This is a genomic window from Crossiella sp. NPDC003009, from assembly GCF_053591555.1.
Genome location: NZ_JBSFUA010000021.1, coordinates 1 through 26,461, shown reverse-complemented (window position 1 = coordinate 26,461; position 26,461 = coordinate 1). Strand labels below are relative to the sequence as shown.

At 70.2% G+C, this 26,461-nt stretch carries 25 protein-coding genes and 2 pseudogenes; 17 read left to right on the top strand and 10 right to left on the bottom strand.

The features are described from left to right. A complete protein-coding gene (locus tag ACWDY5_RS22300; protein WP_449724092.1) occupies positions 1-807 on the bottom strand; it encodes a class I SAM-dependent methyltransferase in 807 nt (268 codons plus the stop codon). A 180-nt stretch (positions 808-987) separates the two neighbouring features. On the opposite strand from ACWDY5_RS22300, the gene ACWDY5_RS22295 reads away from it, so the two are divergent. After that, on the top strand, positions 988-2,211 hold the full coding sequence (locus ACWDY5_RS22295) for a sulfotransferase family protein (RefSeq protein WP_449724091.1): 1,224 nt from the start codon (positions 988-990) through the stop codon (positions 2,209-2,211). A 2-nt stretch (positions 2,212-2,213) separates the two neighbouring features. Continuing rightward, positions 2,214-3,317, top strand: coding sequence for a nucleotide disphospho-sugar-binding domain-containing protein (locus ACWDY5_RS22290; protein WP_449724090.1), 1,104 nt, complete (start codon positions 2,214-2,216; stop codon positions 3,315-3,317). 21 nt (positions 3,318-3,338) lie between these two features. Here the strand turns inward: ACWDY5_RS22290 and ACWDY5_RS22285 are convergent, their stop codons facing one another. The 4 genes from ACWDY5_RS22285 to ACWDY5_RS22270 are packed head-to-tail and all read right to left on the bottom strand — an operon-like array spanning position 3,339 to position 7,907. Continuing rightward, the gene (locus ACWDY5_RS22285) at positions 3,339-3,980 is read right to left on the bottom strand and encodes a VC0807 family protein (RefSeq protein WP_449724089.1); all 642 of its coding nucleotides are present in this window, start codon (positions 3,978-3,980) and stop codon (positions 3,339-3,341) included. Positions 3,981-3,994: 14 nt separating this feature from the next. Next, entirely contained in the window at positions 3,995-6,367 is a 2,373-nt protein-coding gene (locus ACWDY5_RS22280; RefSeq protein ID WP_449724088.1) for a PEP/pyruvate-binding domain-containing protein, read from the bottom strand. Then, the gene (locus tag ACWDY5_RS22275; RefSeq protein ID WP_449724087.1) at positions 6,367-6,993 is read right to left on the bottom strand and encodes a PadR family transcriptional regulator; all 627 of its coding nucleotides are present in this window, start codon (positions 6,991-6,993) and stop codon (positions 6,367-6,369) included. The genes ACWDY5_RS22280 and ACWDY5_RS22275 overlap by 1 nt, the downstream gene beginning before the upstream one ends. 32 nt (positions 6,994-7,025) lie before the next feature. Then, positions 7,026-7,907 (bottom strand): NAD-dependent epimerase/dehydratase family protein, encoded by an 882-nt coding sequence (locus ACWDY5_RS22270; protein WP_449724086.1) that lies wholly within the window; start codon positions 7,905-7,907, stop codon positions 7,026-7,028. Positions 7,908-8,007: 100 nt separating this feature from the next. On the opposite strand from ACWDY5_RS22270, the gene ACWDY5_RS22265 reads away from it, so the two are divergent. The 14 genes and pseudogenes from ACWDY5_RS22265 (at position 8,008) to ACWDY5_RS22200 (ending at position 21,914) form a co-directional block, all read left to right on the top strand. Then, positions 8,008-9,045 (top strand): NAD-dependent epimerase/dehydratase family protein, encoded by a 1,038-nt coding sequence (locus ACWDY5_RS22265; protein ID WP_449724085.1) that lies wholly within the window; start codon positions 8,008-8,010, stop codon positions 9,043-9,045. Continuing rightward, the gene (locus ACWDY5_RS22260) at positions 9,042-10,505 is read left to right on the top strand and encodes a peptide MFS transporter (RefSeq protein WP_449724084.1); all 1,464 of its coding nucleotides are present in this window, start codon (positions 9,042-9,044) and stop codon (positions 10,503-10,505) included. Before ACWDY5_RS22265 ends, ACWDY5_RS22260 begins: the two co-directional genes overlap by 4 nt. A 457-nt stretch (positions 10,506-10,962) precedes the next feature. Then, positions 10,963-12,150: an AfsR/SARP family transcriptional regulator gene (locus tag ACWDY5_RS22255; RefSeq protein WP_449724083.1), complete on the top strand. Its 1,188-nt coding sequence runs from the start codon at positions 10,963-10,965 to the stop codon at positions 12,148-12,150. 248 nt (positions 12,151-12,398) lie between these two features. Then, on the top strand, positions 12,399-12,884 hold the full coding sequence (locus ACWDY5_RS22250) for an AbrB/MazE/SpoVT family DNA-binding domain-containing protein (RefSeq protein ID WP_449724082.1): 486 nt from the start codon (positions 12,399-12,401) through the stop codon (positions 12,882-12,884). Between the two features lie 32 nt (positions 12,885-12,916). Next, positions 12,917-13,156, top strand: a pseudogene (locus tag ACWDY5_RS22245) (hypothetical protein); the annotation flags it as partial. Between the two features lie 550 nt (positions 13,157-13,706). After that, positions 13,707-13,964 carry a hypothetical protein gene (locus ACWDY5_RS22240; protein WP_449724081.1) on the top strand — a complete coding sequence of 86 codons (258 nt, stop codon included), beginning with the start codon at positions 13,707-13,709 and terminating at the stop codon, positions 13,962-13,964. 169 nt (positions 13,965-14,133) lie between these two features. Further along, positions 14,134-14,850, top strand: a complete 717-nt coding sequence (locus ACWDY5_RS22235; RefSeq protein ID WP_449724080.1) for a helix-turn-helix domain-containing protein — start codon at positions 14,134-14,136, stop codon at positions 14,848-14,850. A gap of 55 nt (positions 14,851-14,905) precedes the next feature. After that, a complete protein-coding gene (locus tag ACWDY5_RS22230; RefSeq protein WP_449724079.1) occupies positions 14,906-16,366 on the top strand; it encodes an alpha/beta hydrolase in 1,461 nt (486 codons plus the stop codon). 208 nt (positions 16,367-16,574) lie between these two features. After that, a complete protein-coding gene (locus tag ACWDY5_RS22225; RefSeq protein WP_449724078.1) occupies positions 16,575-17,705 on the top strand; it encodes a hypothetical protein in 1,131 nt (376 codons plus the stop codon). Continuing rightward, positions 17,702-18,877, top strand: a complete 1,176-nt coding sequence (locus ACWDY5_RS22220; RefSeq protein WP_449724077.1) for a hypothetical protein — start codon at positions 17,702-17,704, stop codon at positions 18,875-18,877. Before ACWDY5_RS22225 ends, ACWDY5_RS22220 begins: the two co-directional genes overlap by 4 nt. A 44-nt stretch (positions 18,878-18,921) precedes the next feature. Next, the gene (locus ACWDY5_RS22215; protein ID WP_449724076.1) at positions 18,922-19,179 is read left to right on the top strand and encodes a hypothetical protein; all 258 of its coding nucleotides are present in this window, start codon (positions 18,922-18,924) and stop codon (positions 19,177-19,179) included. A gap of 350 nt (positions 19,180-19,529) precedes the next feature. Beyond that, the gene (locus tag ACWDY5_RS22210; RefSeq protein WP_449724075.1) at positions 19,530-21,254 is read left to right on the top strand and encodes a hypothetical protein; all 1,725 of its coding nucleotides are present in this window, start codon (positions 19,530-19,532) and stop codon (positions 21,252-21,254) included. Between the two features lie 228 nt (positions 21,255-21,482). Beyond that, positions 21,483-21,665: a hypothetical protein gene (locus ACWDY5_RS22205; RefSeq protein WP_449724074.1), complete on the top strand. Its 183-nt coding sequence runs from the start codon at positions 21,483-21,485 to the stop codon at positions 21,663-21,665. A 51-nt stretch (positions 21,666-21,716) separates the two neighbouring features. Continuing rightward, the gene (locus tag ACWDY5_RS22200; RefSeq protein WP_449724073.1) at positions 21,717-21,914 is read left to right on the top strand and encodes a hypothetical protein; all 198 of its coding nucleotides are present in this window, start codon (positions 21,717-21,719) and stop codon (positions 21,912-21,914) included. 45 nt (positions 21,915-21,959) lie between these two features. On the opposite strand, the gene ACWDY5_RS22195 is transcribed toward ACWDY5_RS22200, so the two are convergent. The 3 genes from ACWDY5_RS22195 to ACWDY5_RS22185 all read right to left on the bottom strand — a co-directional run bounded on the left by ACWDY5_RS22195 (position 21,960) and on the right by ACWDY5_RS22185 (position 23,942). After that, on the bottom strand, positions 21,960-22,256 hold the full coding sequence (locus ACWDY5_RS22195; protein WP_030243046.1) for a DUF1330 domain-containing protein: 297 nt from the start codon (positions 22,254-22,256) through the stop codon (positions 21,960-21,962). Between the two features lie 259 nt (positions 22,257-22,515). Further along, on the bottom strand, positions 22,516-22,746 hold the full coding sequence (locus ACWDY5_RS22190) for a hypothetical protein (protein ID WP_449724072.1): 231 nt from the start codon (positions 22,744-22,746) through the stop codon (positions 22,516-22,518). A 227-nt stretch (positions 22,747-22,973) separates the two neighbouring features. Then, complete coding sequence (locus tag ACWDY5_RS22185) at positions 22,974-23,942, bottom strand: aldo/keto reductase (protein ID WP_449724071.1); 969 nt, start codon at positions 23,940-23,942, stop codon at positions 22,974-22,976. 65 nt (positions 23,943-24,007) lie between these two features. On the opposite strand from ACWDY5_RS22185, the gene pdxR reads away from it, so the two are divergent. After that, a complete protein-coding gene (pdxR, locus tag ACWDY5_RS22180; protein ID WP_449724070.1) occupies positions 24,008-25,435 on the top strand; it encodes a MocR-like pyridoxine biosynthesis transcription factor PdxR in 1,428 nt (475 codons plus the stop codon). Positions 25,436-25,464: 29 nt separating this feature from the next. On the opposite strand, the gene ACWDY5_RS22175 is transcribed toward pdxR, so the two are convergent. Together ACWDY5_RS22175 and ACWDY5_RS22170 are read right to left on the bottom strand one after the other, a co-directional pair. Next, complete coding sequence (locus tag ACWDY5_RS22175) at positions 25,465-25,605, bottom strand: transposase (protein ID WP_449724069.1); 141 nt, start codon at positions 25,603-25,605, stop codon at positions 25,465-25,467. A 91-nt stretch (positions 25,606-25,696) separates the two neighbouring features. Then, a pseudogene (locus ACWDY5_RS22170) lies at positions 25,697-26,260 on the bottom strand (IS5 family transposase); the annotation flags it as partial. Positions 26,261-26,461 lie beyond the last annotated feature (201 nt).

Genomic DNA, 26,461 nt, shown 5'->3' with positions numbered 1-26,461 from the left:
TCAGCGCCACTTCCGCAGCACCAGGGTCTGCGACAGGGCCGGGTAGTTGCCGCGAAACAGCTCGGGCAGCAGGTCCACCACCCGCTCCTGGTCGAACTCGGGAAAACCGAACAGCTCGCGCGGGTCCCCTTCCACCAGTTCGAGGCCCCTGACCAGCCTGCGCACGTCCACGTTGGCACCCCAGACGTTGCGGTCCAGCACGCCGAAGGGGCGCACGTCCAGGAAGAGGTCGATCGTGAGCAGGCAACGGCCGCCGGGCGCCAGCAGCTCGGCGATCCGCCGCACCATGGATCGGCCCTCGTCCGGGTCGAGGTGTTCGAGCACGGACAAGCACAGCACCCGGTCGAAGCCGCCCTTGGGCAGATCCGCGTCCTGGATCCGGTCGGCGACCAGCCGCACGTCGGTGCCGAAGGTCCGGTTGAGCAGCTCGTGGTTGCCGGGGGTGAGAGTCCAGGCGTAGCCGGGAAAGGGCATCATGCCCCAGTCGTCCCCGGCGGCCTTCGCGGACGGGTCGACGTTGGTGACCGCACAGCCCTCCATGGCCAGCACGTACTGCAGACCGCTCAGGCCACCCCCGACCTCCAGCACCCGCATGCCCGGTTCGAGCGCGGCCGCGTGGTAGGCCCAGGGGTACTCCAGCACGCGGCTGACGCTGTTCCACTGGAAGGCGAACGGGCCGAACTCGGCCCGGTCCGCGGCGGCCAGGCGCTGCGTGACCGACATCGAGCCCGGTGCGTCCCCGAACGGTGCGTGCCACCGCTTGTTCCAGTCCTGATGGTGCTCTGGGAGCAGTTTGCGGCCGATCATGTGACACCTCGCCAGTCCCTCGTGCTTCCGCCGGAGCCGACAGTCACACCGGACCTTCGAGACCGGCTGGAGGATCGCTCGACCGGCCTTTGCCCGCATGGATCGCCATGTCACGCTTGCCGCACTCGCCGCCACTCTTCCGCCTCCGTTGTCCCGTGCGACTGAGGAGGCCGCAGTCCGATGAACCCGTTCCAGATCGAGGATCTGGCCAACCCTCGCCCCAACCCGCGGATCGCGCCGATGCTCCGGCAGGTGGTGGCCGCGGGCGGACCACCGCTGCGCCCGGACGCGCTGCTCACCGAGGCATGCGACCGGACCGGCCTGTCCGACTTCGGCGATCCGCGGTTCCGGGAGCCGCTGGAGGTCCTGTGCACCTCGCTGCGCACCGAGGCCGCGCTCAGCCAGGCCGGCGCAGTCGGCCAGGCCGACGGCCTGGTGCAACTGCTGCGGGACCGGTTGCTGCTCCAGGAGCTGCTGCGCCGCCATCCTGAGATCGCCGAGGAGCCGGTGGACCGGCCGATCGTCATCGCCGGGCTGCCCAGGACCGGGACCACCCATCTGCACCGCCTGCTCGCGGCTGTTCCCGGCAGCCGTTCCCTGCCCTACTGGGAAGCCGTGGAGCCGGTGCCCGATCCGGCGGAGCGGCCGGGGGCGCGGCAGGCCAGGGCCGAGCGGGCGCTGGAGTTCCTGGACCTGGCCCTGCCGCACCTCAAGCGCATGCACCAGTGGACCGCGCACGGCGCGGAGGAGGAGGTCCGGCTGCTGGCCATCGACTTCTCCTCGACCTACTTCGAGTGCCAGCTGCCGTTGCCGGGCTACCGGGACTGGTACCTCGGCACGGACCAGACACCGGCTTACGCCCACCTGCGGGTCGTGCTCCAGGCGCTGAGCTGGCTGCGCGGCGACGGGCGCTGGGTGCTCAAGGCGCCGCAGCACCTGGAGCAGCTGCCCGCCCTGCACGCGGCCTTCCCGGACGCGGTGGTGGTCTTCACCCACCGCGATCCCGGTCTCGCCATCGCCTCGCTGGTCACCATGGCCACGTACACGGCGAGGCTGACCCTGCGGGAGGTGGACGTGCCGGCCGTGGCCGGCTACTGGACGGACCGGGTCGACCACCTGCTGGCGCGCTTGCTCGCCGACCAGGCCGTGTTTCCGGTGGAGCGCCGCGTGCACGTGCGCTTCGCCGACCTGGTGCGCGATCCGCTCGGCGTGGTGACCCGGATCCATGCCGCGGCGGGCCTGCCGGAGGACCCGGCGGTCAGCGCCGCGGTGCGCGAATACCTGCGTGACCACCCGCGCGATCGGCATGGCCGGATGCGGTACGACCCGGTGGCGCTCGGCCTCGACCCAGCTCGCCGGTCGCCGGTGGTGGCGGCCTACCAGTCCGAGTTCGAGGCGGTGTGACCATGCGGATCCTCTTCACCACCTGGGCCTGGCCCTCGCACTACTATCCGATGGTGCCGCTGGCCTGGGCCTGCCGGGCCGCCGGCCACGAGGTGCGGATCGCGAGCACACCCGGCCTGCAGCCGGTGATCAGGGCCTCTGGCCTGCCCGGTGTCTCGGTCGGCGCCGACGTGGACCTGGTAGGCATGGTCCGGCAACGCATGCGCGGTGGCGGGCAGGGCGGCAGTTTCCGCGGGCTGGCCATGTTCGTCACGGTCGCCGAGGCCATGGTGGACGAGCTGGCCGCCTTCGGCCGGTCCTGGCGGCCCGACCTGGTGGTGTACGAGCCGACCACCTATGCCGGGCCACTGGTCGCGGCCGCGCTGGGTGTGCCGGGTGTGCGGCACCGGTGGGGGCCGGACTTCATGTACCAGGCCAGGGACCTGGAGCCCGATCTGCTGGCGCCGCTGGCGGAACGGCTCGGCGTCGGCGCGGTGCACGCACAGGGCAGCCTGGTCGTCGACCCCTGTCCGCCGAGCCTGCAGTGCGCCGGTCAACCGGACCGGCAGCTGATGCGGCACGTGCCGTACAACGGGGCGGGCCGGTTGCCGTCCTGGCTGCTGGAACCGCGGCGCGGGCCGAGGGTGTGCGTCACCTGGGGCACCTCCACCACCAGGCTGAACGCGGAGCTGCACCTGGCGGGCGAGGTGCTCGGCGCACTGGGCGACACGGCCGCCGAGGTGGTGGCCGCGCTGTCCGAGGACGACATGGCGCACCTCGGCCCGGTCCCGGACAATGTGCGGGTGGTGCGCTCGGCGCCGCTGCACCTGTTGCTGCCCAGCTGTGACGCGCTGGTGGGACAGGGCGGGCTCGGCACCATGATGGCGGCGGTGACCTGTGGCCTGCCCCAGCTGGTCGTGCCGCAGCTGCCGGACCAGCGGTTCAACGCGGAACTGCTGGCGGCCACCGGCGCGGGAACCGTGCTGGAGCGCGCTGATCTGGACCGGCTGGCCGCGGCGGTGGCCGCGTTGTCCACGCGAAGCGTTGCCGCGCAACGGCTTCAGCGGGAGAACGCGGCCTTGCCGACACCGGCCGAGGTGGTGCCGGTGCTGGAGCGGATGCGTTGACCCGCGCCAGCACCGCGCCACTCAGGCCGCGTTGATCCGCCCCCTGATCCGGCCCGCGTACCGCGGCGTCCACAGCACCAGGAGACCGAAGGTGAGCACGTACAGCGCGGGAGAGACGAACACCGAGGCGGTCACCGGGATCAGGTAGATCACGATCACCCGCACCACCGACTCCACCACCAGCGCGAGGCCCCACACCATCGTCATGAAGTTCATCGCGCGCCGGAACTGCGGCGACTCGGCGAAGTACTTGTCCCAGGTGGCCGCGTCCATCCCGGGAATGCCGCCGCCCTCGGCGAACTTGCGGCCGAACAGGTGGATCAGCGGCTTCCGGACGAAGATCGAGCCGATGAAGGTGAGCCCGACGAAGCCGGTGAACGCCGACTCCCTGGCGAGCACGAACCGCGGGTCGCCGCTGATCAGGGCCATGCCGATGCCCACCCCGAACAGGCAGACCATGAACACCGCGAGGCCGTCGATCCTGCGGTGCACCAACAGTTCCACCGCGAACGCGAGCGCCGGCACCGCACTCGCCGCGAGCAGCGCGTACAGGTCCCGGACGTCGAAGGCCCGGTGCAGCACGATGAACAGGACGATGGGCAGCACCACATCCACCAGCAGGCGCAGCAGCAACGTCCGGAGTCCCGGTCCCTTGAATGCCATCTTCTGACTCCTTGTCAGCTTTCGATGAAGTCGACGGCGCCCGTGTCGCCGTCGACAGTGACCAGCTGGCCGTCCCGCAGCAGCTGGGTGGCGTTGCCGGTGGCCACCACGGCGGGCACCCGGTATTCGCGGGCGATGATCGCCGGATGGGACAGGATGCTTCCGGTGTCGGTGACCAGTGCGCCGACACTGCCGAAGAGCACGGACCACTGCGCGTTGGTCTCCGGGCAGACCAGCACGTCTCCCGGCCGCAGCTTGTGGAACTCGGTCTCGTCCAGGATCACCCGCGCGGTCCCGGTGTACTGACCGCCCGAGGCGGCCAGCCCGCGCAGCCCGGTCGCGGTGGCCTGCGCCTGCGCGACCGGACTCGCCGTCCGGCCCACCCACAGCACGATCTCGATGGTCTGCCGGGCCGTCGCCTCCAGGGAGCCGAGCCAGGACGCACTGTCCTGTTCGGACGGTTGCGCGGGCGGCTCGCCGTAGTGCGGCGGGCCGGGATGGGTGCTCGCCCAGGCATGTTCGGCCCGGCGCCGTTCGGCGAGCTTGCGCTGGTCGGTGCCGTCCCGCAGCGCCGCCAGCGCCTCCGGCAGCTCCAGCAGGAACGCGTCCGCGGGATCCGCCAGCCGGCCGCGGGCGGTGAGCCTGCGGCCCAGCTCGGTCACGCCCTGCCGCAGTACCGCCAGCATCACGTGGGTGTAGAAGGCGCTGTCATCGCGCACCGGATATGCCCGGCGGGCCAGCCGGACCACTTCGGCGAGCCGGTCCGCGGCCGGGCCGGGCAGGCCGGCGACAGCTTCCGCGTAGGCCTGGTCCCGGTTCTCGGCCAGTGCCGCCAGCTCCGCCTCCGGGTCGTGCTCGCCGGTGAGCTGGCCCTCGACCAGGCGCAGCACCAGCTCCGGCTGCTCGGCCAGGGTCGGCTTGGTGATGTCCTGCCCCATGGTCCGGCTGCCGTACTCGCTCAGGTAGTCGGCGAAGGCCGTGGCGAACTCCCGGTCGGCAGCCAGGATCCGGTCCACCTCACCGGTGGGCAGCAGTTCGCGCACGGCGGGCTTGGCCGCGGCCAGCCGGGCCAGTCCGGCGAGCCGGAACCCGGGTTCAGTGGTCTTGCCCGGAATGCCGACGACCAGTCGCAGCGCCTGGAAGGCGTCCCAGCCGAGGAGTTCCGCGCAGGTGACGCCCAGCGTGCCCCAGATGAACGAGCTGGCGCCGCCGACCCGGAAGTGCACCTCGTTGGACTCGGTGGACAGCTCCCGCGCGGCCAGCAGGTGCTCGGCGAGGGCGGCATCGGTCAGCCGCGGCAGCTCGCGGTCGCGCATGGCGCGGACCCGTGCCGCCAGGTCCGGCTGCCATTCGGTGTGCCAGCGCTCGATCACCTCGGCTGGTTCCCCGCAGGCGACCGCGGTGACGATGTCCCGGATGCGGTCCGCGGTCCGCTCGCCGAGCGGCACGAACCGGAAGTAGGACCAGCCGCCGATGTCGCGGTACTCGAAGCCGTGCATCAGCCCGTACTCGAACAGCCGCCAGTTGACCTGGTTGAGCCCCTCCTGCAACAGGGAGCGCTGCATCGGCGTCCACGGGCGGCGCAGGTAGGGGTCGCGGAGCCAGAAGCCCTCGGGCACCGCCACCTCGATCTCGGGCCGCTGTTCGGGCAGCGCGGTGATGGGCCGGGCCTGCAGCAGCAGGATCCGCCCGGCCGCGATCGCCCACTCGATGTCCTGCGCGAGGCCGCAATGCCGCTCGACCCGGCGGGCCAGTTCGGCGACCGCACCGGCTTGCGCCGGGGTGAGCACCTCCTCGCCGTCGGAGCGGCGCCGCGGTTCCTCCCGCACCACCCACTCCTGCGCGCTGGCCGCGCCGGACACCAGCCGGTCGCCGAGCCCGCGCACCGCGCTGACCACCGTCTCGGCCCGGTCGCCGGTGACCGGGTTGGCGCTGAAGGCCACGCCGGCGGCGTCGGCAGGCACCATCCGCTGCACCAGCACGGCCATCCGCCCCGAGCCGTCCAGGCCGCGGCCGCGCCGGTAGGCGGTCACCCGGTCCGAACGGGCGGAGTCCCAGCAGACCCGCACCGCCGCGAGCACCTCGTCCAGGCCGCGCACGTCGAGCACGCTCTCGTACTGACCGGCGAAGGATCCGCCGGCCAGGTCCTCGTCCACGCCGGAGGAGCGCACCGCGTAGGCGCCGTCCGCGCCGAGTTCGGCCAGCGCGGCCCGCACGGATTCGCGGATCCGGTCCAGGCCCGCCTCGTCCGCGGCCACGGTCAGCACGAACCCGTCCGGCACCGGGAAGCCCGCGGCGCGCAGTTCGCCGAGCATGCCCGCCTTCTGGCCGACCAGGCCGGCGTCGGCCCTGGTCACCTGGTCGAGTCGGCGCACAGTGTCGTTCACTACCCACTCCGCTCTGTTGGCACGACGTGCAGATTTCGGAGCGAGTGCCGCAGCACCTCGGGGTCGTCGCGCACCGCGACCGGGTCCCAGTCGAGTTCGCCGCGGCCGAGGCTGGCCAGCACGGACCGCAGCCAGTCCAGCTCGGCTCGCCACACCGCGCGCAGGTGCTCAAGTTCCAGGCCGCACACGCGATGGGTGTGCTCGGCGACCAGCCGCAGCTGCGCGTCCAGGCCGGCGAGCTTGCCCTCCAGCAGGCTCGCCCGCACCGAGAGCAGCCGGGCGGCCTGCGCCGGCGGCAGGTGGACGAGCAGGGAGACGGCCGTCGTGGTGGCCGAGCAGTCGGTCGGTTCGCTGGTCAGCAGTTCGCCCAGGGCGCCGAAGAACTCCTCCTGGCCCTCCGGGGTGATCCGGTAGACGGTCCGTTCCGGCCTGCGCCCTTCGCGCTGGGACTCGACCGGTTCGACGAATCCGGCCCGGCTGAGCCAGTTGATCGCGTGGTAGAGGCTGCCCGACCACGGCTGTTGCCGTTCCTGGCAGATGCGCCGGAGTTCGTAGGGGTGCCGGGGGCCTTCCAGCAGCAGGCTGAGTGCGATGAGACCCGCGAACTCGCGTAGTTGATGCTTCATGCACTACTCCGAATCAATTAGTGCAATCGACACTATACGAGATGCGGCTCGTGGTCCAGCCGCCAGGTTCTGGCCAGGCCGTCGGCCAGGGAGGTGGTCACCCGCCAACCCAGCGTGTGCGCCGCCAGCGAGCAGTCCAGCCAGACGTCGTGCCGGTCGAAGCCTCGGCCCGGCTCGTGCGCGAGCCGGACCGGGCAATGCGTGGCCGGACCGATTGCCGCGGCCAGGTCGGTGAGGGAGACCGGCAGGCCAGAGCCGATGTTGAGCACCCGGGGGATCCGCGCGGCCAGGCCGAGCACGACCAGGTCGTAGACCCGCAACATGGCCCGGACCACGTCATCGACGTACACGTAGTCCCGCCGGGCCCGCGGATCGCCGAAGACCCGCAGTGGGGCGCCTGCCCTGATGGCCAGCAGCCACTGGCCGACCACCCCCTGCAGGGTGCTGGTGCGCTGGCCGGGGCCGTAGACGTTGGCGATGCGCAGGATGACCGGACGCGCGGCACTGGCCAGCAGCTCGCGTTCAAGGTTGATCTTGGCGATGCCGTAGGCCGAGACCGGCCGGGCTGGGGTGGTCTCGTGGTAGGGCGCGGGCAGATCCGGGTCGTAGACGGTCCCGCCGGAACTGCTCAGCACCACGGTCGGCTGGCCCGGCAGCCTGCGCAGCAAGGCGGCGAACCGCTGGTGGTCCTGCTCGATGCGTTCCGGATGGCGGACGGCGAGTGCCGGGTTGATGGTGCTCGCGAGGTAGAAGACCACGCTGGCCTCGCGGATCTCCGCGGCCACGCGGCCCGCGCGCAGGACCGGTGTCGTCCGGTCGAACCGTGCCGCCGGGATGCCCCGGCGATCGAGTGCGGCGATCAGCCGCCTGCCGATGAATCCGGTCGCACCGATGACCGCGACGGAAGGCCCCATGTCCGTGTCCTCTCCCAGGCTGATGAGTGCCGGGACGGTAGGAGCGGGTGGTCGAGCGGGCCTCGAACGGTTCTGGACATCGCCGGGACAGGCTGCGCCCATGCGGATACTGGTCACCGGTGGGGCGGGGTTCATCGGCTCGCGGGTTGTGCGGCAGCTGGTCGACGACGGGCACGGGATCCGGGTGCTGGACGCGCTGGTCCACGGCGCGCCGCCGGCGTTACCCGACGGCGTGGAGTTCGTGCACGGGGATCTGCGCGACCCGGACGCGGTCGAGCGGGCGCTGGACGGCATCGAGCTGGTCAACCACCACGCCGCGATGGTGGGGCGTGGCAAGGAAATCCTGGACGGCCCGCGTTACGTCGGCTGCAACGACCTCGGCACGGCCAACCTGCTGGCGGTGATGACCCGGCTCGGGGTCCGCAGGCTGGTCCTGGCCAGCTCGGTGGTGATCTACGGCGACAGCAGGTACGACTGTCCGGCACACGGCCGGATCCGGCCGGCCCGGCGCAGCAGAGCCGATCTGGAGGCCGGGCGTTACGAACCACTCTGCCCGAAGTGCGGTCTGGCCGTGCTGGCGAGCGCGGTGCGCGAGGACGATCCGCTGGACCCGCCGCGCAACGTGTACGCGGTGACCAAACTCGCCCAGGAACACCTGGTCGGCGCCTGGTCCACCGAAACCGACGGGCAGGCGGTCGCGCTGCGGTACCACAACGTGTACGGGCCGGGGATGCCCTGCGACAGCCCGTATTCCGGCGTGGCCTCGACCTTCCGTTCCGCGGTGCGGGCTGGCCGCGCGCCCAGGGTGTTCGAGGACGGCGGGTCCACCCGCGACTTCGTGCACGTGAGCGACGTGGCCTCGGCCAACGTGGCGGCGCTGCGCTGGCACGGCTCGGGCATGCGGGCGTTCAACGTGGCCAGCGGTGAGCCGCACACGATCGGCGAGCTGGCCACCGCGCTCGCCGCGGCCGCGGGCACGCCGGAGCCGATCGTCACGCGGGAGTACCGGGCAGGCGATGTGCGCCACGTGGTGGCTTCCCCGGACCGGTTGCGCGCGGAGCTGAACTGGCAGCCGAAGGTCGGCTTCCAGAGCGGGGTGCGCGAGTTCGCCACCGCCGAGATGCGGCTCGCCTCATGAGCGCGCCCGCCCGGCAGGCGGCGGGCGCCAAGGGCTGGCTGGTCACGCTGTACTTCACCGACGTCTGGGAGAGATTCGGCTTCTACGGCATGCAGGCGATCCTGGTGCTCTACGCCGCCACGCCGATCAGGCAGGGCGGTCTCGGCCTGGACCTGGTCGACGCCACCACGTTGTTCGGCGCCTGGATGGGCCTGATGTTCATGCTGTCCCTGCCCGGCGGCTGGCTGGCCGACCGGCTGCTCGGCGCCCGTCGAGCGGTGCTGCTCGGCGGCGTGGTGATCACCGTCGGCTACCTGTGCCTGGCGCTGCCGGACCCGGCGGGCGCCGCGGCCGGGCTGCTGCTGGTCGCGGCGGGCACCGGCCTGTACAAGCCGAACCACCTCGCGATGATCAACCTGTTGTTCGGCGACCGGGCCCGGCGGGAGGCGGGCATATCGCTGATCTACACCGCGATCCAGGCGAGCGCGCTGCTGGCTCCGCTGATCATCGGCTACCTGGGCGAGCGGGTCAGCTGGCGGCTGGGGTTCCTGGTCGCGGCCGTCGTGATGGCGGTGTGCGTCGTTCAGCTGGTGGTGGCCGCCCGCAGGCTCGGACCGCTTGGCGATCGCCCCGGCAGGCCGCTGGCGGCGCTGCCGCGCCGGCTCTGGCTCTCCCCGCTGTTCCTGCTCCTGCCCGTCGCCGGCTGGGCCGCGTTCGGCGTGACCGGCGCGATCGCGGTGGTGGGACTGGCCAGCCTGGTGGCCCCGGTGATCGGCTACCGCAGGCTGGGCCGCGCGCTCACCCCGGACGCCAGGGTCCGGCTGCGAGCCTTCCTGTGGGTGTTCCTCGGTTCCGCGCTGTTCTGGATGATCGCCGCTCAGGACGGATCGGTGCTCGCCCTGTTCGCGCGGGACCACGCCGACCGGACGCTGTTCGGGTTCACCGTCCCGGTGAGCTGGCTGCCCGCGGCGACTCCGCTGTTCGTGCTCCTGCTGGCTCCGGCGGCGGCCTGGCTGCTGCCGCGCATCGGCGGCCTGCCGGTGAAGTTCGCCCTCGGCCTGCTGTGCGCGGGCGGCAGCTTCCTGCTGCTGGCCCTGCCCACCGCGGCCGCCGGTCCCGGTCAGGTGTCCGTGCTGTGGCTGCTGGCGGTGTACCTCCTGCACGCCTGCGGCGAACTGATCATCGCCGCGGTCGGCATCGCGGCTACCGCGGATGTGGTGCCCCCGGCTTACCTGTCCCAGACCCTCGGCCTGTGGTGGCTGTTCGCCGCCCTCGGCGGTGGACTGGGCAGCCAGCTGGCCCGGCTGGTCGACCTCCTCGGCCACCCGGCGTACTTCCTCGTCATCGGCGCGGTGGTGGCGGCCAGCGGACTGGCGATGCTGGCCAACCGCCGCACCATCACCCGGTTGCTGTCCCATCGGACGGAGACCGGGGCGCGGTTGCCGCGTGGCGTCGGTTTGCCGACCACGGGCGGGCCCTGACCGGTGCTGGACTTCCTCACCGAGGCGGAGGCAAAGCGGGCCGGGCGACCCGAAGCGCGCGTCGGCGGCGACGCAGCGAAGGCCGGCGGACGCAGGACTTTCGCTGGAACTCCAGTCCGATGACGCGCCCTCCCCGGTAGGAACACGGGATTTCGGTAGTCGGCGCCGTGCCGCAGCTCGCCGCTGAAGTTGTCCAGGCCGGACTGGTCGCTGTCACGATGGCGTTGTCCGTGGGCGCTGGGCAGTCGACGGCCGCGCAGTAGCTGACTATGTTGCGGGAGGCCGGGATAAGTCGGGGCCACGCTCGGTGAGTTGCAGGCCTATCTGGTGGTGTGTGGGCTCGCGTGGAGCCTGTACGGATCTTGCGGGCTGGTTAGCATCCGACGCGACGGACGTGCGGGCCCGGCCACGGCTCGCAACAGGGGTGGGGGCGCGAGGACACCCTGGTTGATCGGGTGTGGGCGAACACCTGCCGGAGCGGCCCCGCGACACGCTCTACAGCTATGTGTCCCGGCTGCGTGCGGTGCTGGCCGGGGTCGACGAGGTCGCCATCACGCAGCGATCCGGTGGCTACCTGCTGACCGCGGACCCCGAGACCGTGGACCTGCACCGGTTCCGCGGGCTGATGGCCGACGCCGGCGCCGCGCAGGACGATCAGCAGACCGCCACCTTGCTCACCCGAGCGCTGGCGCAGTGGACCGGAGTGGCATTCGGCGGTCTGGACGGCGCATGGGCGGCGCGCGTCCGGGAAACGCTGGCGCGGCAACGGTTCACCGCGCGGCTGGACCTGGCCGAGATCCAGCTCCACAGTGGACGGTGCGACGGGCTGAGCATCGGACTGGCCGAGCTCACCGCGGAACATCCGCTGGACGAGCGGCTCGCGAGTCAGCTCATGCTCGCCCTGTACCGCGACAGCCGCCAGGGTGACGCCCTGCGCGAGTACGAGCGGATCCGGCGGCTGCTCGCCGCGGAGCTGGGCGCCGACCCGGGGCCGATGTTGCGGCGGGTGCACGAGCAGATCCTCACCAGCGATGCCGTCCTCGCCCCGCCCGCGGATCCCGGTCATGCCCGTTCGCACCCGGTGCCGCGTCAGCTGCCGGCCGCGCCGCAACACTTCACCGGCCGCGGCCACGAACTCGCTGTCCTGAGCGCCGCGCAGATCGACGGGAGTCCGCAGTCGACAGTGGTGATCTCCGCGATCGGTGGTGCGGGCGGAATCGGGAAGACCTGCCTCGCGCTGCACTGGGCGCACCGGCACGCCCACCGGTTCCCGGACGGGCAGCTGTACGTGGACCTGCGCGGCTTCGGCCCCTCGGGGGAACCGATGTCCGCGGCGGCGGCCATCCGGCGTATGACCTTCCTGAACAGGCCACTGCGCGGCTCACACCGAGCCGCCGTCGTTGCGGCCCGCCGTTCTGCAGCGGCGGCTACGAGGCGATGTTCCGCCCGTCGCGGCTCAGACCGAGTCGCCTTCGTTGCGGCGCCGCGGCGGTGGCGGCCGCGGCGAACCAGGGTTCACATTCGCGGGTCAGGTGGACCCGCCTTCGTTGCGGCACCGCGGACGACAGCGCGGCCCGCCCGGCCGCGTGGGCTGGCCAGGTGCGCGGTCGGAGCAGCCGCCAACTGCGCGGCACCGGGCGGGTGACCAGCACACGGGCTGAGCCAGGCGGGGTGGGCTAGCTCTCTGGAGTCCACGCCAGTCAGTGACGATGCATTTCAGAGAAGCCGCAGTTCAGTGGCGCACACCAGGTTGGGAAGGTGGTTCAACTCGGCCCTCGGACACCACCACGTAGCGTCCCTGCTACATCTGACGTTGTCGTGTTCAAGCACGCTTGAACACACCGCCGCAGCTTCCGGCGACACCCCACAGCACCACTCGTGGCGGTGGTTGTCGTGACCGGCGCCCTCATCGCACCGCTCATCCCGCCCACCGTCGTTCCAGGACGATCCGGTCGTCCCACCCGGACTCCGGGCACCCAGGGCGCTGCCGGTCGCAAGCTGCCGCTGGCCACCGTGGCCAGCCCACCGGCCCGCACCGCCACCACCCTGTACCGGCTGTCGGCGATTGACCGCAACGGCCGCATCCTCGACCGCGCCATCCTTACCGCGCTCGGCTGGTCAGCGGGAACCCGGCTGGCCGTGCGCACCGCCCGCAACCTGCTGGTGCTCACCGCGGACGAGGCCGGGGAGTTCGCGATCCGCAACCAGGGCGATCTCTGGCTTCCGGTCGCCGTGCGCCGAGCTTGCGGCCTGATCGCCGGGGACCGGCTCCTGCTGGCCGCCGACCCGCCGCTCGGTCGGCTCGTGCTGGTCCCGCCTGCCGGGCTGGATGAACTGCTTACCCACCGCGCCGACGAGCTGGGTGGTGAGCACCGATGAACCCCCACCCCAACCCCACGATCGTCGTGGAAACCGTCGAGCGCATCCGGCACCAGGTCGATGCGCTGCTGTGGACCGGGATCGTGCTCGGACTGCTGTTCACCATGATCAATGTCCACGACTTCGCAGCCGCTGGAGCCCTGGCATTCTCGCTGGTGTGGTGGGCGGCCTGGCTGCTGGACCCGATGGTCAGCCTGGTCTTGATTGCGATCCTGCGGGCCGAGCGGATCACCGCCCGCCACCAAGTCGCCGTGAGCCCTTGGGTGCGGCGGGTTTTCCCAGTCCAGGAGCACTTTTCTCGGTCAGGACACAGCCAGCTTGAACTACCAGGGTATCCACACGTTCGGGAGTAGCCCCCGGTGTCATGTCGGCCCGGAAGGGACACCGGCCCGCAGCACATAACCGGCCTCCTGAGATTCCAGATATTCTCGCTGGCAATGAAGTTCGACGAGTAGCCGTATCCCCGGAGTTGGCCGTGGGGAGCACCGCTAAGGAGCAGATTGGGAGCGACACTACGAACTGAACGACCCTAAACGGGCTTCAACGGATCTGAGCGGCTCCGCGCTGACCTGCGGAAGCGCTATTTCCGCAGGTCAGCGCAACACATCGTCCTTCGTTCACACAGAAGGAGTCCTCGAACCAGCCGATCACGGCACAGGTGAGCACTTAGTACTTCCAGAAGCAGACGACATCACCGGATCTGGCAGCTCCGAACGCACGCTCATGCCGATGAGCGGGTGCAGGCCCCTCCGCTTACGCAGGACCTTCTAGCGCGCTAACTCACCGCGCTTCTTTTGGGCATGGTGCAGGCTGGACCTTGCGTTGGGCATCGGCGAGCACGGCCGCAAATACAAGAAGAAACCCGGCCGCAGCCTCGGCCCGGTCAAGGTCGAGAAGGTCCTCTACAAAACCGCGATCCAGCCCGCCTGCCCGAACCCACGCACTGTCTCATACGTCAACGTGGGCCGCACGCCGGCATTCGACGCCACCTGTGAGGGTGACTCGAAGTTCAACGGCTTCTACGGTCACGGCATCGTGGACGCCTACGGCGCTGTCACCCGTGGTGGTCAGTTCCGGTAAGTCCTTGTAACGCAACAAAAGGTCCCGGTCGGCTTGACCGGGGCCTTTTGCGTGCGACGAAAGTGGACTCTCCCCGACACCTTCGTCTGAAAGATCCGGCCTGCCTTGACCATGCCGCAGCGGCATAGTTTCAACTGGGTCGTGTCAGGGCCGAACGGAGGGAGACGTCGTGGGGTGGAGCACCAGCCAGCTGGCTGATCTCGCCGGCACGACGTTGCGCACGATCCGGCACTACCACGACGTGGGCCTGCTCGCCGAGCCCGAGCGCCGCTCCAACGGCTACAAGAGCTACGGCGTGACCCATCTCGTGCGGGTGCTCAGGATCAAACGTCTCACCGATCTCGGCCTGTCGCTCACGCAGATCGCGAAACTCGGTGACGGGGACGAACATCCCGGCGAGGCGTTGCGCGAACTCGACGCCGAACTGGCCGCGACGATCGAACGGCTGCAACGGATCCGCGTCGAACTGGCATTGATCCTGCGCCAGGAGGCGCCGACCGACCTGCCGCCCGACATCGGGGCGACGGTCGCGGAGGCGAACCTGTCACCGCAGGACCGCGCGGCGACCGTCGTGATCGCCCAGTTGCTCTCACCAGAGGCGTTGGCCACCTACAACGAGGTGTTGAGGAGCCACTCGAAGGACATCGCGATGGTGGAGTTCGACAACCTGCCCGCGGACGCGGACGAGGAGACCCGCCAACGCCTGGCCGACCACATGAGCGCGCTCCCGTACGTGCAGGAGATGCGTGCGGCGTTCCCGGATGCCGTCGGCATGTACGGCGATTCGCCGCGGGGCAAGAAGTTCGCGGTGCAGACGATGGTCAAGGTCATGGCCGAGCTTTACAACAAGGCCCAGATCGACGTCCTGATCCGCATGAACGGCTGACATTTCATTGGTTTGGCGCGCCGAAGGGGGCGCGTCGTCGGGGAGGTATTTGCTAATGCGAAAAACGTTGTCACTGGCCACGATGGTGACCGCCGCCGCAGCGCTGGTGGCGGTACCGGGGGTGGCGTCCGCCGCACCGCCCGTGAAGCAGGTGCAGTGGGTCGCGTGTCCCGCTGACGTGGCGGTTTCCGGACTGGAGTGCGGAAAGCTCCAGGTGCCGCTCGACTACCGCAAGCCGGAGGGCCGCCAGACCGAGATCATGATCAGCCGGCTGGCCAGCAAGAGCCCTGAGAAGCGCAAGGGCATCCTGCTGACCAACCCCGGCGGGCCGGCCGAGGGCCTCAAGTTCCCGTTCTTCCTGAAGGCAATGGGAATGCCGCAGAGCGTGCTGGACGCGTACGACGTGATCGGCATTGACCCGCGCGGCATCGGCTACAGCTCGCCTGCCACGTGCAACTTGACCAATGCGCAGATGTCTACGGGCAGCGTGCCGCCGTACGCCGTGACGCAGGCCGATGTGCGCAAGCGGGCTGAGGAGGTCAAGACGATGGCACAGCAGTGCCTCAAGTCGTCGACCGCCGACGAACTGCCGTACAACACGACCGCGAACATCGCCCGCGACCTGGACCGCATCCGCGCCGCACTGGGTGAGAAGAAGGCCTCGTACCTCGGCTACTCCTACGGCACGTACCTGGGCTCGGTCTACGCCACGCTGTTCCCGAGGACCAGCGACCGCGTCGTGCTCGACAGCAACCTCCCCAAGGGTGGCTGGGACATCGAGGGTGGCCGCATGTACGGCCCCGGTGTGGAGGACACGTTCCCGGACTTCGCGAAGTGGGCGGCGGCACACCCCGAGTACGGGCTGGGCACCACGTCGCAGGAGGTGCGCGCCAAGTACTTCGACCTCGCGGGCCGGCTGGACGCGAAGCCGTCCGTCGAGGGCATCACCGGTCAGCAGTTCCGGATGCTGGTGTTCGGCGGCCTCTTCGCCACCGGTGACGCGGCGTTCTCGAAGATGGCCGCGCAGTGGAAGGCGCTCGACAACGACCAGCCGCTGCCGCCCCAGGAAGTACCGGAGGTCCCGCGCATGGAAAGCCTGATCTCCGGCCGCCTCCACGTGATCTGCGGCGACTCCCAGTGGCCTTCGTCTGTCAGCACTTACGAGCGCAACGTCGCCGTGGACCGCGTCCGGTACCCGATGTTCGGTGCCGCAGGGGCGAACATCTACCCGTGCGCGTTCTGGCCGAAGCCGCTGGAGAAGCAGGTGCTGCCGTCCGACCGCGGACCGCGCAACATCCTCATGGTGCAGAACGAACGTGACGTCGCCACGCCGCTCGTCGGCGCCCGCTCGACGCGCCGCGCGTTCGGTGACCGGGCCGCGATGATCACCGTCGACCAGGGCGGGCACGGCGCCTACCTGCTCGGCAAGAACAACTGCGCCAACGACAAGGTCACCGAGTACCTGCTCGGTGGACAGCGTCCGAGCGACGTGAAGTGCGCGGCTGAAACCGGCTGATTCCCGAAGGGCCGGCTCGCTCGCCGCGAGCCGGCCCTTGTCGTGCGAGCGCTCCCACGCTGCGGTCGGATCCACGTCGCCGCCGACTCCACTGTGGAACGGAGCGGCATGAAGCGTTTACAAGGCTCGCGGCGACGGTCTCTGTGAGTACTGGCGGTGCCGTGACGAGTCGGGGCCGTTGGTGGCGGCGTCCACTTGGGACCGTGAGGTGTTCTCGATCAACGGGTTCTACCGGTGGGCTATCCACAGTGGACACGTCGAGCACTCCCCGATTGTTCAGCGCCGGGCGCGTTCGCACCCGCAGAATCGGGGTTCGCAGCGCGAGTTGGAGACGGCGGCGGAACGGCGGCCGGATGTGCGCCGGGATCGGGTGGAGTGGTTGCCGCCGCGGATGTACCGGACGTGGCGGGATGTGGGGCTGCGGGGTTATGGCCCAGATGGCCTGCCGGACCCAACGTTTCGCGGCGCACGAGTCGCGCGCAACGCCGTCTACGCCGACACGATGGTCCGAACCGGTCTCCGGCTGGAGGAGCAATCGAGCCTGACGGTCTACGAAGTACCGGACCGGGACGGGTTTCATGGCTACTACCGGTCGTGGTTGCCCGCGTCGATCGCGAAGCTCGGCTCGGCCCGCAACATCTACTTCCCTGACAGCGTGCTGCGGGATCTGCGGACCTACGTTGAGGTCGACCGGGCCGAGGCGGTCGCGCGGGCCCGCGCGGCCGGCCGCTACGACCGTCTCGCCGACGCCCTGGTCGTGGAGCATCCGACACGAGCCGCCGTGCGACTGGGCGGCCGTTGGATGGCCGTCGACCGACTCGACCCCGAGCAGCGGAGCCGGCTACTGCGCCGCACGGTTGACGGGCTGGCACCCGCGGCGTTGTGGCTGGGCGGGGACGGGATGCCGTTGACCTCGCACGCGTGGAAGTCGGTGTTCCGCGCCGCCAGCGACCGATGCGGACGGGCGGGGCTGGTGATCTACTGCCATCCGCACGCGCTCCGGCACAGCTTCGCCGTGACCCCCCTGGAACAACTGCAACGCGGGCACCTCAGCGTGCTGGGCGCGATGAACCCCGAGCAGCGCCGCAACTACCACATGGTCTTCGGTGACCCGCTGGACTGGGTCCGCCGTCGGCTCGGGCACCGCTCGGTCGAAACGACCCAGATCTACCTGCACACCTTGGCCGAACTGGGGATGGAGACACGCGTGGCCCTGGTCGGCGCTGCCTGGGAAGACCCACGCCTGCTGCGTGCGGCCGACCTTGCACTGGAGACCGAGGACGCGCAGAGCGAGCTGATCACCACCGGCGGCGCCGAGCTCAGCGAGCGTACTGCGTGAGTGCGTCCGAGCGGGTTGGCGGGTCACGCCGCGCCACGACGCGCCGCGGTCGGACATCGACTCAGCCGGCGGGTGTCTATCAGGCCCCTGCCGCGGTCAAGTCGGCTGGCGAGGGCCTGGAGGTCAAGTTCGAGGGCCGGGATGATCGTCGGCGCAGCTACGACTTCGGCGAACTTCCGGTGCCGGGCATGCGCGCGGAATTGGCGGCGGCGTTCGCGGTGCGGACCGGGTACACCGGCACGTTGCACACGTTTACCAGCGCGAACAATGCGTGGCAGTCGCTGCGGCGGTTCGCGGCGTTCCTGGCCAGGCTGCTGGGGCGGCGACCGGAGACGATCGGCGAGATCACGGAGGCGCACCTGCGGCGCTTCCGGCTTGATCGGCTGGCTGCCATGAGCGAGGTCGCGGTGATGGCGGAGATGCGCCGGATCTGCCGCGTGTTGATGGAGGTGCCCGCCGAGCGCATGAGGCCGGAGACCCGAGCCTGGCTGACCACGGGGCAGTTGATGGTCAACCGCACTACGGCCACGGGTGTGCCGGGCTACAGCGACGAGGTGTTTGCGCAGATCGTGCGGGCGGCCCGCTCGGACGTGGCCCGGATCCGGGACCGTATCCGGGCCGGTGAACGCTTGTTGGCCGCGGCTTCGACAGAGGAGGCCGGGCTCAGCGCTCAGCAGCGTCGTGAGGCGGCCGAGTTGGTGGAGCTGGCCGCGACGGGCGAGGTCCCGAGCTTTCGGTTCCCGACGGGGGCGCCAGATCCGCCGGCGCGGATGGCCTACGCCAGCCGGTTGTTCCTGGTGAGCGTGGATCTTGCTCCACTGATCGTGCTCGGCGTGGCGGTGTCGGGGCGCAACGGCGAGACCATCAAGGAGTTGCCCGCTGAGCACCGGCGGCTGGAGGATCAGGCGGTGCAGGTTCAGGCGGTGAAGCGGCGCCGCGGTGCCGGGCATTGGTTCAGCGATGTGGTCTGGGAGATCGGGCCGCCCAGTCGGCAACTGCACACGCCGGGCGGGTTCTACCTATTGTTGCTGGAACTCACCGAGCGGTCGCGGGCGTTCAGCAGTTCGACGACGGCGTGGTCGGTGTGGCTCAACGACGGCGTCCGGGACGCCTTCGTCGGCGAGGGCACGCCGACCCGTTCGCCGCCACCCTGTCGCGGGGGCTGGCGCTGAGCCGGTGGGCGCGGCGGCACGGCCTGACCGAGAACGGTGCGCTGGTGGAGCTGACGTTGAACCGGCTCAAGATCACGGTGGAGCGGCGCACGACCCGCGCCGTCGGCGGGCATCTCCCCTCAGCGGTGCGCACCAGCACCCAGGACCTGCTGTTCGCCAGCTACCTCGCCGGCGATCCCACGGTTCGTGACTGGGCCGAGGAGGTGGTCGCCGAGGCGGTGACCAACGCCGAAGCTGCCGCGCGAGCCGCCCACCAACAACTTGGAGGGCAATGGTGGACCGGTGCCGGTGGTGGACGCTGATGCGGACAGCCGCGCCACGGCGACGGTGTTCGCCTCGTGCACCGGCATCGGGAACAGCCCGTTCAACGAGGGCGTGTGCCGGGCCTCGTTCCTGGCCTGCTTTGCCTGCCGCAACGCGATCGTCACCGCCGAACATCTGCCGAGCCTGCTCGACCTGCTCGCCGAGCTGGAGCACCGCTGGAGTGGAACCGGCGCGAGGAATGGTGGCGCCGATACGGCCAGGTCTGGCTGTCGATCACCGAGGACATCCTGCCCACGTTCACGCCCGCAGAAGTGGACCAAGCCCGGTCAGGGGCCGATGGCCGTGCCGCGACGCCGTTGGACTTGCTGGAAGGACCGAGGGAAACCGCATGACCACGGCACACGGCCACTCCGACGACACGCCGGTCAGCTCGGTTGCCCTGATCTTCGCGCAGACTCCGCTGCGAAACGGTGTTGACCTGGATTCGACTGCGAGGTTCGGCGAGGACGTGTGGGATCTGTCCCCGGCGGTGCTGCAGAAACGGCAACGCAGTCTGAAGCTGGACTTCGCGACTCTGCCCGGCCGGTATCGGTTGGTGGCCGAGGAGCTCTTCTACGCGCAGCTGTCCGGCGAGCTCCCGGAGAGCCAGCGTCGACCGCGGATCGTCACGATCCGGGTCGAGTTCACCCGGTTGAAGATCTTCTTCGAATGGCCCGCCGATCAGGGCGTCCCGTCGCTGGCGGAGGTGGGGCCGCAGACGGTGGACGCCTATCGCACGCACCTGGTTGGGCTTGGCGTGTCCGCCACCTGGCGGGCTGGGCTGCGAGCGACCGTCCGCCGTCTGTGGGTCTACCGCGATCGGTTGATCAGCGACCGGCTCGGCTTCGACCCGGCGTCGCTGGAACGCTGGGATGAAGGCGTCAGCCAGGGAACCGGCGAGAACACCACCGGCCGCATTCCCGAGGCCGTCCTCGGTCCGCTGCTGGGTTGGGCCCTGCGATACGTGCAGGAGTTCGCCGGCGACATCCTGGGCGCCCGCGCCGAATGGGCGCACCTCTACTCCTGTCACTGGCGGCGCCGGCACGGACACCGCGCGGCGGGCAGCAAGACCGCTCAACCCCACCTGATCGCGGTGCTGGAGCGCTACCGCGAGGCGGGCCGGCCGCTGCCGGGTGGCCCGGTCGGGCTGAGCATCTCCCACCTGGCCCGCGAAGTGGACATCGCCCGCAACTCGTTGAAGTGCGCCAGCAACTGGGTGCTCATCGAGCAGGCGATCGCCGAGCTCGGCATCGACGACGACGCCTACCTGTGGTGCCCGATGACCGCGCAGGTCGACGGGCGCCAGTGGCTGGAGCGCATGTCCTACCGCGCCTACTCGCGCTACGAACAGCGGCTGAACGCGGCCTGCTACATCGTGATCGCCTACTTGTCGGGCATGGGCGACAGCGAGGTGAAACATCTGCGCCGCAGGTGTCTGACCGTCGAGGCCGACACCGAAGGACGCCTGGCCCGGTACAAGGTGACCAGCAGGGCGTTCAGGGTCGAGGGCACCCCGCTGGGCGTGGAAGCCACCTGGGTCGTCGGTGCCCCGGTCGCGCAGGCCGTGCGGGTCCTGGAACAGCTGCAGCCCGCCGAGCAGGAGTGGCTGTTCGCGGCGCTGCCGACCAGCCATCACCACCGTGGGCAGCGAGAGGGCAAGCCGCACACCAACGAAGGGCTTAGTGGCCGCGCCTCGAACGACGACATCGCCGGGTTCATTACCTGGATTAACGACTACTGCACCGCCCACGGACTTCGGGAGTACGGTCGGCACGTCCGGTTCCCAGGTACCCTGCCCCGCGACCGCCGCCAGCTGGCCGCGTTGGTCGCCTGGCACGACCAGCACGTCTATCCCGGCCGCTACGTCACCTGCGTGCACAACCCCGACCGGGCCCTGTGCCACAACGGCACCCAACAAGGTTCCTCGCTCGGCGAGTGCCAGCCGCTGGCGTGCCGCAGCGTCGCGCTCACCACCGGGGATGCGCTGGCACCCAACGTGCGTGAACGCCTGCGACAACGGCGCGAACAGATCGGCGACCTCCTGGAACCCGCCGCCCCACCGCAGGACACCTGATGAACTGCGGCACGTCCACCGACGCCGAGATCCAGGAGATCGCCGACACCCTGCTCGCTGACGCGCGCCGGGACCGCCCGCGCCAGCATCAGTGCCCTGGCCGAACGCGCCGGGATCACCCGGCCCACGCTCTACCGCAACCACCCAGTCGTCGTCGAGCGGTTCCGCGCCGTGACCGCCGCCAGCCGAACCCCCGCAGCACCGTCAGCTCCAACAGCTGCGCAGGAGTTGCGCGAGCGGAACACCAAGCTGCGGCAGGAGAACGAACAACTGTGCCTGCACGTAGAACTCTACGAGGAACACATCCGGCGGCTCACCGTGGACAACACCCGACCCGCCAACGAACTCGCGGCCCGCAGCGGCGTCACCGACCTCAGCACGCACCGGCCACGACACGCAGGTGAGCCGTGATCACCCACGGCGCCCGGGACATGACGGGTCTTCGAACTTGACCGTGCCCGGGTGGGCACGATCCGCTGTCAGGGTCTTGACGGGGCCCACATCGGCCGCTGGAACCTCGTCGAACGCACCCCCGCCGACATCGAGGCCAACGTCCGTGCCGCCGCGCCGCCGGGAACCGTCGCCGGACTGAACATCACTGCCGATACCACTGGCCTGGCGCTGTTCGCGACGGTGCGGCGCGCTGACGAGTCGGGGTGATCCCGGCAGTCGGCTTGGTGTTCGTCGCCGACGCAGCCTCGATCGTCAGTCGAGGCCTTCGATGATGCGGAAGTCGCGCTCGAAGCCGTCGGGGAGTTCGGCCAGCGCCTTCTGGTAGGCCGCACTCTCGTATGCGGCGACCGCCTGTTCGAAGCTGTCGAACTCGATCAGGACAACGCGCTCGGCGATTCCGGCTTCGTGTGCGACGACCCGGCTGCCGATGCCGGCGAGCACCCGCCCGCCTGCGGCCTTGACGGCCAGACCGGCCAGTTCGTTGTAGACATCAAGCCCCTCAGGGTCTGTGATGGTGGGGTAGACGCTGACCCAGTAGCCCTTGGCCACGGTTCCTCCTGCGTTCGGAATTGATCATCAGAAACATACTCAGATCCATCGCCGGCGCGCTGTGGGTCAGCGAGCCGACGGGGACGACGTCGATCAACCGGATGGGGCTGTGATCGGATTGGTCTCGGGTGAGCGTCGGCGGGCGAGGGGAGGCTTGTCAGCGTCGTGACCGCCATGGCGCCGATGCCGACCAGCGCCGCGGTGGTGTAGGCGCTGTCGTCGGGGAAGAGGTGGCCGGGGCAGGTGCCCGCGGCGAGGATCAGGCCGCCGATGGCGCTGCCCGGGAGTACCCGACGCTGCGGACGACGTAGTTGAAGCTCATGGCGCTCGACGTCTCGCTCTTGGGGGTGACGGCCAGGATGACGCCGGGCATGGCGGCCGAGAAGCTGCCGACGCCGAAGCCCGGCACGCCCTTGGCCGCGAGCAGTTCGGCCAGGTTGGACCGGGCAGGTTCGGTGCAGTACCTGCGCCTTCGCCACCGGATGCGCACGGGACGCCCACCGCAGGACAGGTGCCTCGGGTGGTGCGATAGCCCTTCAGTCGGGTGGCGAACACCCCACAGGAGGGACATGCCCCGGGGCACCGTCCTCGGCGGTGACCACACACACCACCGAACCGCCTGCCCCGTCGTCCCTCACCTGCGTCACACTGACCCCCCAGTCCCAGCAGTTGTATCGCCTTGCCTCGTCAATGCCCGGACGGTGGGGTCGCGCAAGGTCATGAGGCGTTGTCGAGGCGGTCCCGCAGCTCGTCGTCCACCTCCAGCTCCAGGGCGCCGAGGCACTCGTCGAGCTGGTTCACCGAACTGACGCCGAGCACCGGCAGCACCGGAGGCTCGCCGCGCAGCAGCCAGGCAAGGACCACCTGGTTCCGCGTTGCGCCCAACTCCTTCGCCACGTCAGTCAGCACCGCCAGCCGACGCCTGCTGCCCTCGTGGTCGTACTGCTCGGGCAGGGGCCGGTCGGAGCGGGTGTACGCGCCGGACAGCAGCACCGAGTAGCCGAGCACTGTCAGGTCGGGCTCTTCGCGCGCGTAGTCGAGCAGCTCGTCACTGATGTGCGGGTTCGCACCGAACTTGGCGTCCGGCCGCGGCCACAGGTAGCTGTGGCGCTGCTGGACACAGGTGAAGCCGGGCAGCCCCGCGGTCCTGGCGATCTCACGGGCCTTGGCGATGCGCCAGGCGGCGTGGTTGCTGCACCCGGTAACCCTAACCAGGCCGTCGGTCACCAACGACGCGAAAGTGGCCACGGTGTCTTCCAACGGTGTGCGACGGTCCTCGATGTGGGCGAAGTAGACGTCGAGGTGGTCGGCGCCCAGGCGGCGCATGCTGGCCTCGGCTTGGGCCCGGACCACCTTGTGGGACAGCCCTTCCGCGTGCTGCGGCCAGGTAGCGCCCAGCGGGTCGGGCAGCGCGCCCACCTTGGTGGCCAGCACGACCCGGTCCCTGGCCCGCCGGGACGCCAGCCATCGGCCTAAGAGCTCCTCGCTCTCCGCGCCGGTGCCGCCAGGCACCCAGAACGCGTAGGTGTTGGCGGTGTCGATGAACGTGCCGCCGGCGTCGGTGAACCGGTCGAGGATGGCGAACGCCCGCCGTTCGTCGACCGTCGTGCCGAAGTGCATGGTGCCCAGGCACAGCGCACTCGCGCTGAGCCCCAACCCGCCGTCGGACAAGGTCCGCTGTTCCATGTGACCTCCTGTGGTGATCGCGGATGACGCTAACGGCGATTGGCCCGGCATTACGATCCATTCGTATGGAGGAATCCCGAACCAATCTCGCGTGGAGCGCGCTGCTCGACCTCCCAGGGGAGGGTGCGAAGCACGAGCGGCTGACCCGCGCGCTGCGGGTGGCGGTCCGCTCCGGGCGGCTGCCCGCGGGCAGTGCGCTGCCTCCGAGCCGAACACTGGCCGCCGACCTGGGCTGTTCCCGCTGGGTCGTCACGCAGGCGTACGCGCAGCTGGTCGCTGAGGGGTATTTGGACGCGCGGGTCGGGTCGGCCACCAGGGTGCGCTGGACTCCTGACACAGTGCCCGCACCGTCGGACGCCGACCGACCGTCAGTACCACAGACCCGATTCGACCTGACCCCGGGCCTGCCGGACCTGCGGGCCTTCCCGCGCGCCCGGTGGGGCGAGGCGGTCCGCGACCAGGCGCGGCGGGCGCCGTTCCCCGACCTGGGTTTTCCCCCGCCGGGCGGACACCCCGAGCTTCGCCGGGTCCTGACCGAGCACCTGCGCCGCTCACGGGGCGTCGTGGCGGACACCGACGACATCGTGATCTCCACGGGCGTCACCGACGGCGCCGCCCGCCTGTTCCGGGCCTTGCACGCGGCGGGGATCACCCGCGTGGCCGTCGAGGATCCAGGTTGGACGCGGCTGCACCACGTGGCGCGCGAAGCAGGGCTGACCGTCATGCCTGTCCCGGTGGACGAGCAGGGCCTGCGGGTGGCCGAGTTGGACCGCGATCCGACGGTCCGGGCGGTGCTCACCACGCCAGCCCACCAGTTTCCGACCGGCGTCACGCTCACCGCTGAGCGGCGCGCCGCGCTCGTGAAGTGGGTGCGGCGGATCGACGGGGTGGTGCTGGAGGACGATTACGACGCCGAGTTCCGCTACGACCACCGCCCGCTGGGCGCGGTCCAGGGAATGTGCCCGCAGCGAGTGGTGCTGCTCGGTTCGGTCAGCAAGACGCTGTCACCGGCCCTCGGCATCGGTTGGGTGGTCGCGCCGCCGCAGTGGCGCCGGATGCTGCAGGCGAGCGGCACCGTCCGGTCCGGTCCGCCGGTACTGGACCAACTGGCGTTCGCCCGTCTGATCCGGACCGGTGGCTATGACCGGCACCTGCGGTCGGTGCGACAGCGCTACCGGGCCCGGCGGGCCGCCTTACTCGACGCGCTGCGCACCCGGCTGCCGGCGTGTCAGGTCACCGGGTCGGCCGCCGGCCTGCACCTGGTAGCTCACCTCGGGGACGGCATCGACGCGGCCGACGTCGTCACGGCCGCGGCCGCGCGCGGGCTTCGGCTGGTCGATCTGGGGACCTACCGAATGGACCGCCGGGAACCGGCCGACTGCCTCGTCCTGGGTTACGGCAACCTCGCCGACGGCGCGGTCGACGACGCCGTGGTCATGCTCGCCGCGTCGATAGCCGATCAGAACGCGCACGACAGCGGACCACCCCGGTAGTCGATGGCATTCAGACCTAGGGCCTGTCCTCAAAGCCAGATGGTGAGGGTGGCCAGGTCGATCATGGCCTGGTAGGACAGTGCGGTCTTGTCGTAGCGGGTGGCGATCGCGCGGAACTGTTTGAGCCGGTTGAAGCAGCGTTCGACGACGTTGCGGCGCTTGTAGATCACGGGATCGAAAGCGGGTGGACGGCCACCCGCCCGGCCTCGGCGAGCCCGGTTGGATGCTCGCCCGGATGCCGCGGCGGCGCAGATGAGCGCGGATGGCGTGGCTGGAGTAACCATTGTCCGCGATCACCCTGCTCGGCCGCGTGACCGGCCGTCCCGGCCCTGCCCGGGGGAACCACACGCCGGCCAGCACGGTGTCGAACATGGTGCAGTCGTTGGTGTTCCCGCCGGTCAGCACCGTTGTCAGCGGGCGTCCGTGTCCGTCGCAGGCCAGGTGGATCTTGGTGGACGGACCGCCGCGTGACCGGCCGATAGCATGATCATCTGGTTCGGTCTGCTCGCCACACGACCCGCTCGCCCCCTGTGTGACCACGCCTGCGGCGGGCGCCGGCCGCGTGCTGATGAGCGCGCACGATGCTGGAGTCGACCGAGACCTCCGGTCCAGCTCGTCGATCGCCTCCGCGATCACCCGCACCTTCGCCACCAGCATGGTCAGGGTGCCGTTGCGCGACCACCGCCAAAACCGGTTGTAGACCGTCTTCCACGGCCCGTACCGCTCGGGCAGATCACGCCACGACACCCCGGTCTTGGCCTTGAACAACATTCCGTTGATCACACGCCGGCCATCCACACGAGGACGCCCCCTCGCGCCTGACACCGGCAACAACGGCTGCAACGCCTGCCACTGTTCATCAGTCAGCTCATGCCTGCGCACCACAACACAAGATCAAAGCACGTCAGACGAACCACCTTTGAGGACAGGCCCTAGGGGGCGTTTTCAAAGCGGCTGGTGTGATCTGCTTTGATCACGTTCGTGGTGCGTCGTCATGAGCTGACCGATGAGCAGTGGGCTGCCCTG

Bases quoted from the DNA above. Each gene is read 5' to 3' on its own strand.
- ACWDY5_RS22230 (WP_449724079.1), top strand. From the start codon at position 14,906: ATGCGAAAAACGTTGTCACTGGCCACGATGGTGACCGCCGCCGCAGCG.
- ACWDY5_RS22300 (WP_449724092.1), bottom strand. From the start codon at position 807: ATGATCGGCCGCAAACTGCTCCCAGAGCACCATCAGGACTGGAACAAG.
- ACWDY5_RS22295 (WP_449724091.1), top strand. From the start codon at position 988: ATGAACCCGTTCCAGATCGAGGATCTGGCCAACCCTCGCCCCAACCCG.
- pdxR (WP_449724070.1), top strand. From the start codon at position 24,008: ATGGAGGAATCCCGAACCAATCTCGCGTGGAGCGCGCTGCTCGACCTC.
- ACWDY5_RS22285 (WP_449724089.1), bottom strand. From the start codon at position 3,980: ATGGCATTCAAGGGACCGGGACTCCGGACGTTGCTGCTGCGCCTGCTG.
- ACWDY5_RS22265 (WP_449724085.1), top strand. From the start codon at position 8,008: ATGCGGATACTGGTCACCGGTGGGGCGGGGTTCATCGGCTCGCGGGTT.
- ACWDY5_RS22270 (WP_449724086.1), bottom strand. From the start codon at position 7,907: ATGGGGCCTTCCGTCGCGGTCATCGGTGCGACCGGATTCATCGGCAGG.
- ACWDY5_RS22185 (WP_449724071.1), bottom strand. From the start codon at position 23,942: ATGGAACAGCGGACCTTGTCCGACGGCGGGTTGGGGCTCAGCGCGAGT.
- ACWDY5_RS22210 (WP_449724075.1), top strand. From the start codon at position 19,530: ATGACCACGGCACACGGCCACTCCGACGACACGCCGGTCAGCTCGGTT.
- ACWDY5_RS22260 (WP_449724084.1), top strand. From the start codon at position 9,042: ATGAGCGCGCCCGCCCGGCAGGCGGCGGGCGCCAAGGGCTGGCTGGTC.
- ACWDY5_RS22275 (WP_449724087.1), bottom strand. From the start codon at position 6,993: ATGAAGCATCAACTACGCGAGTTCGCGGGTCTCATCGCACTCAGCCTG.
- ACWDY5_RS22290 (WP_449724090.1), top strand. From the start codon at position 2,214: ATGCGGATCCTCTTCACCACCTGGGCCTGGCCCTCGCACTACTATCCG.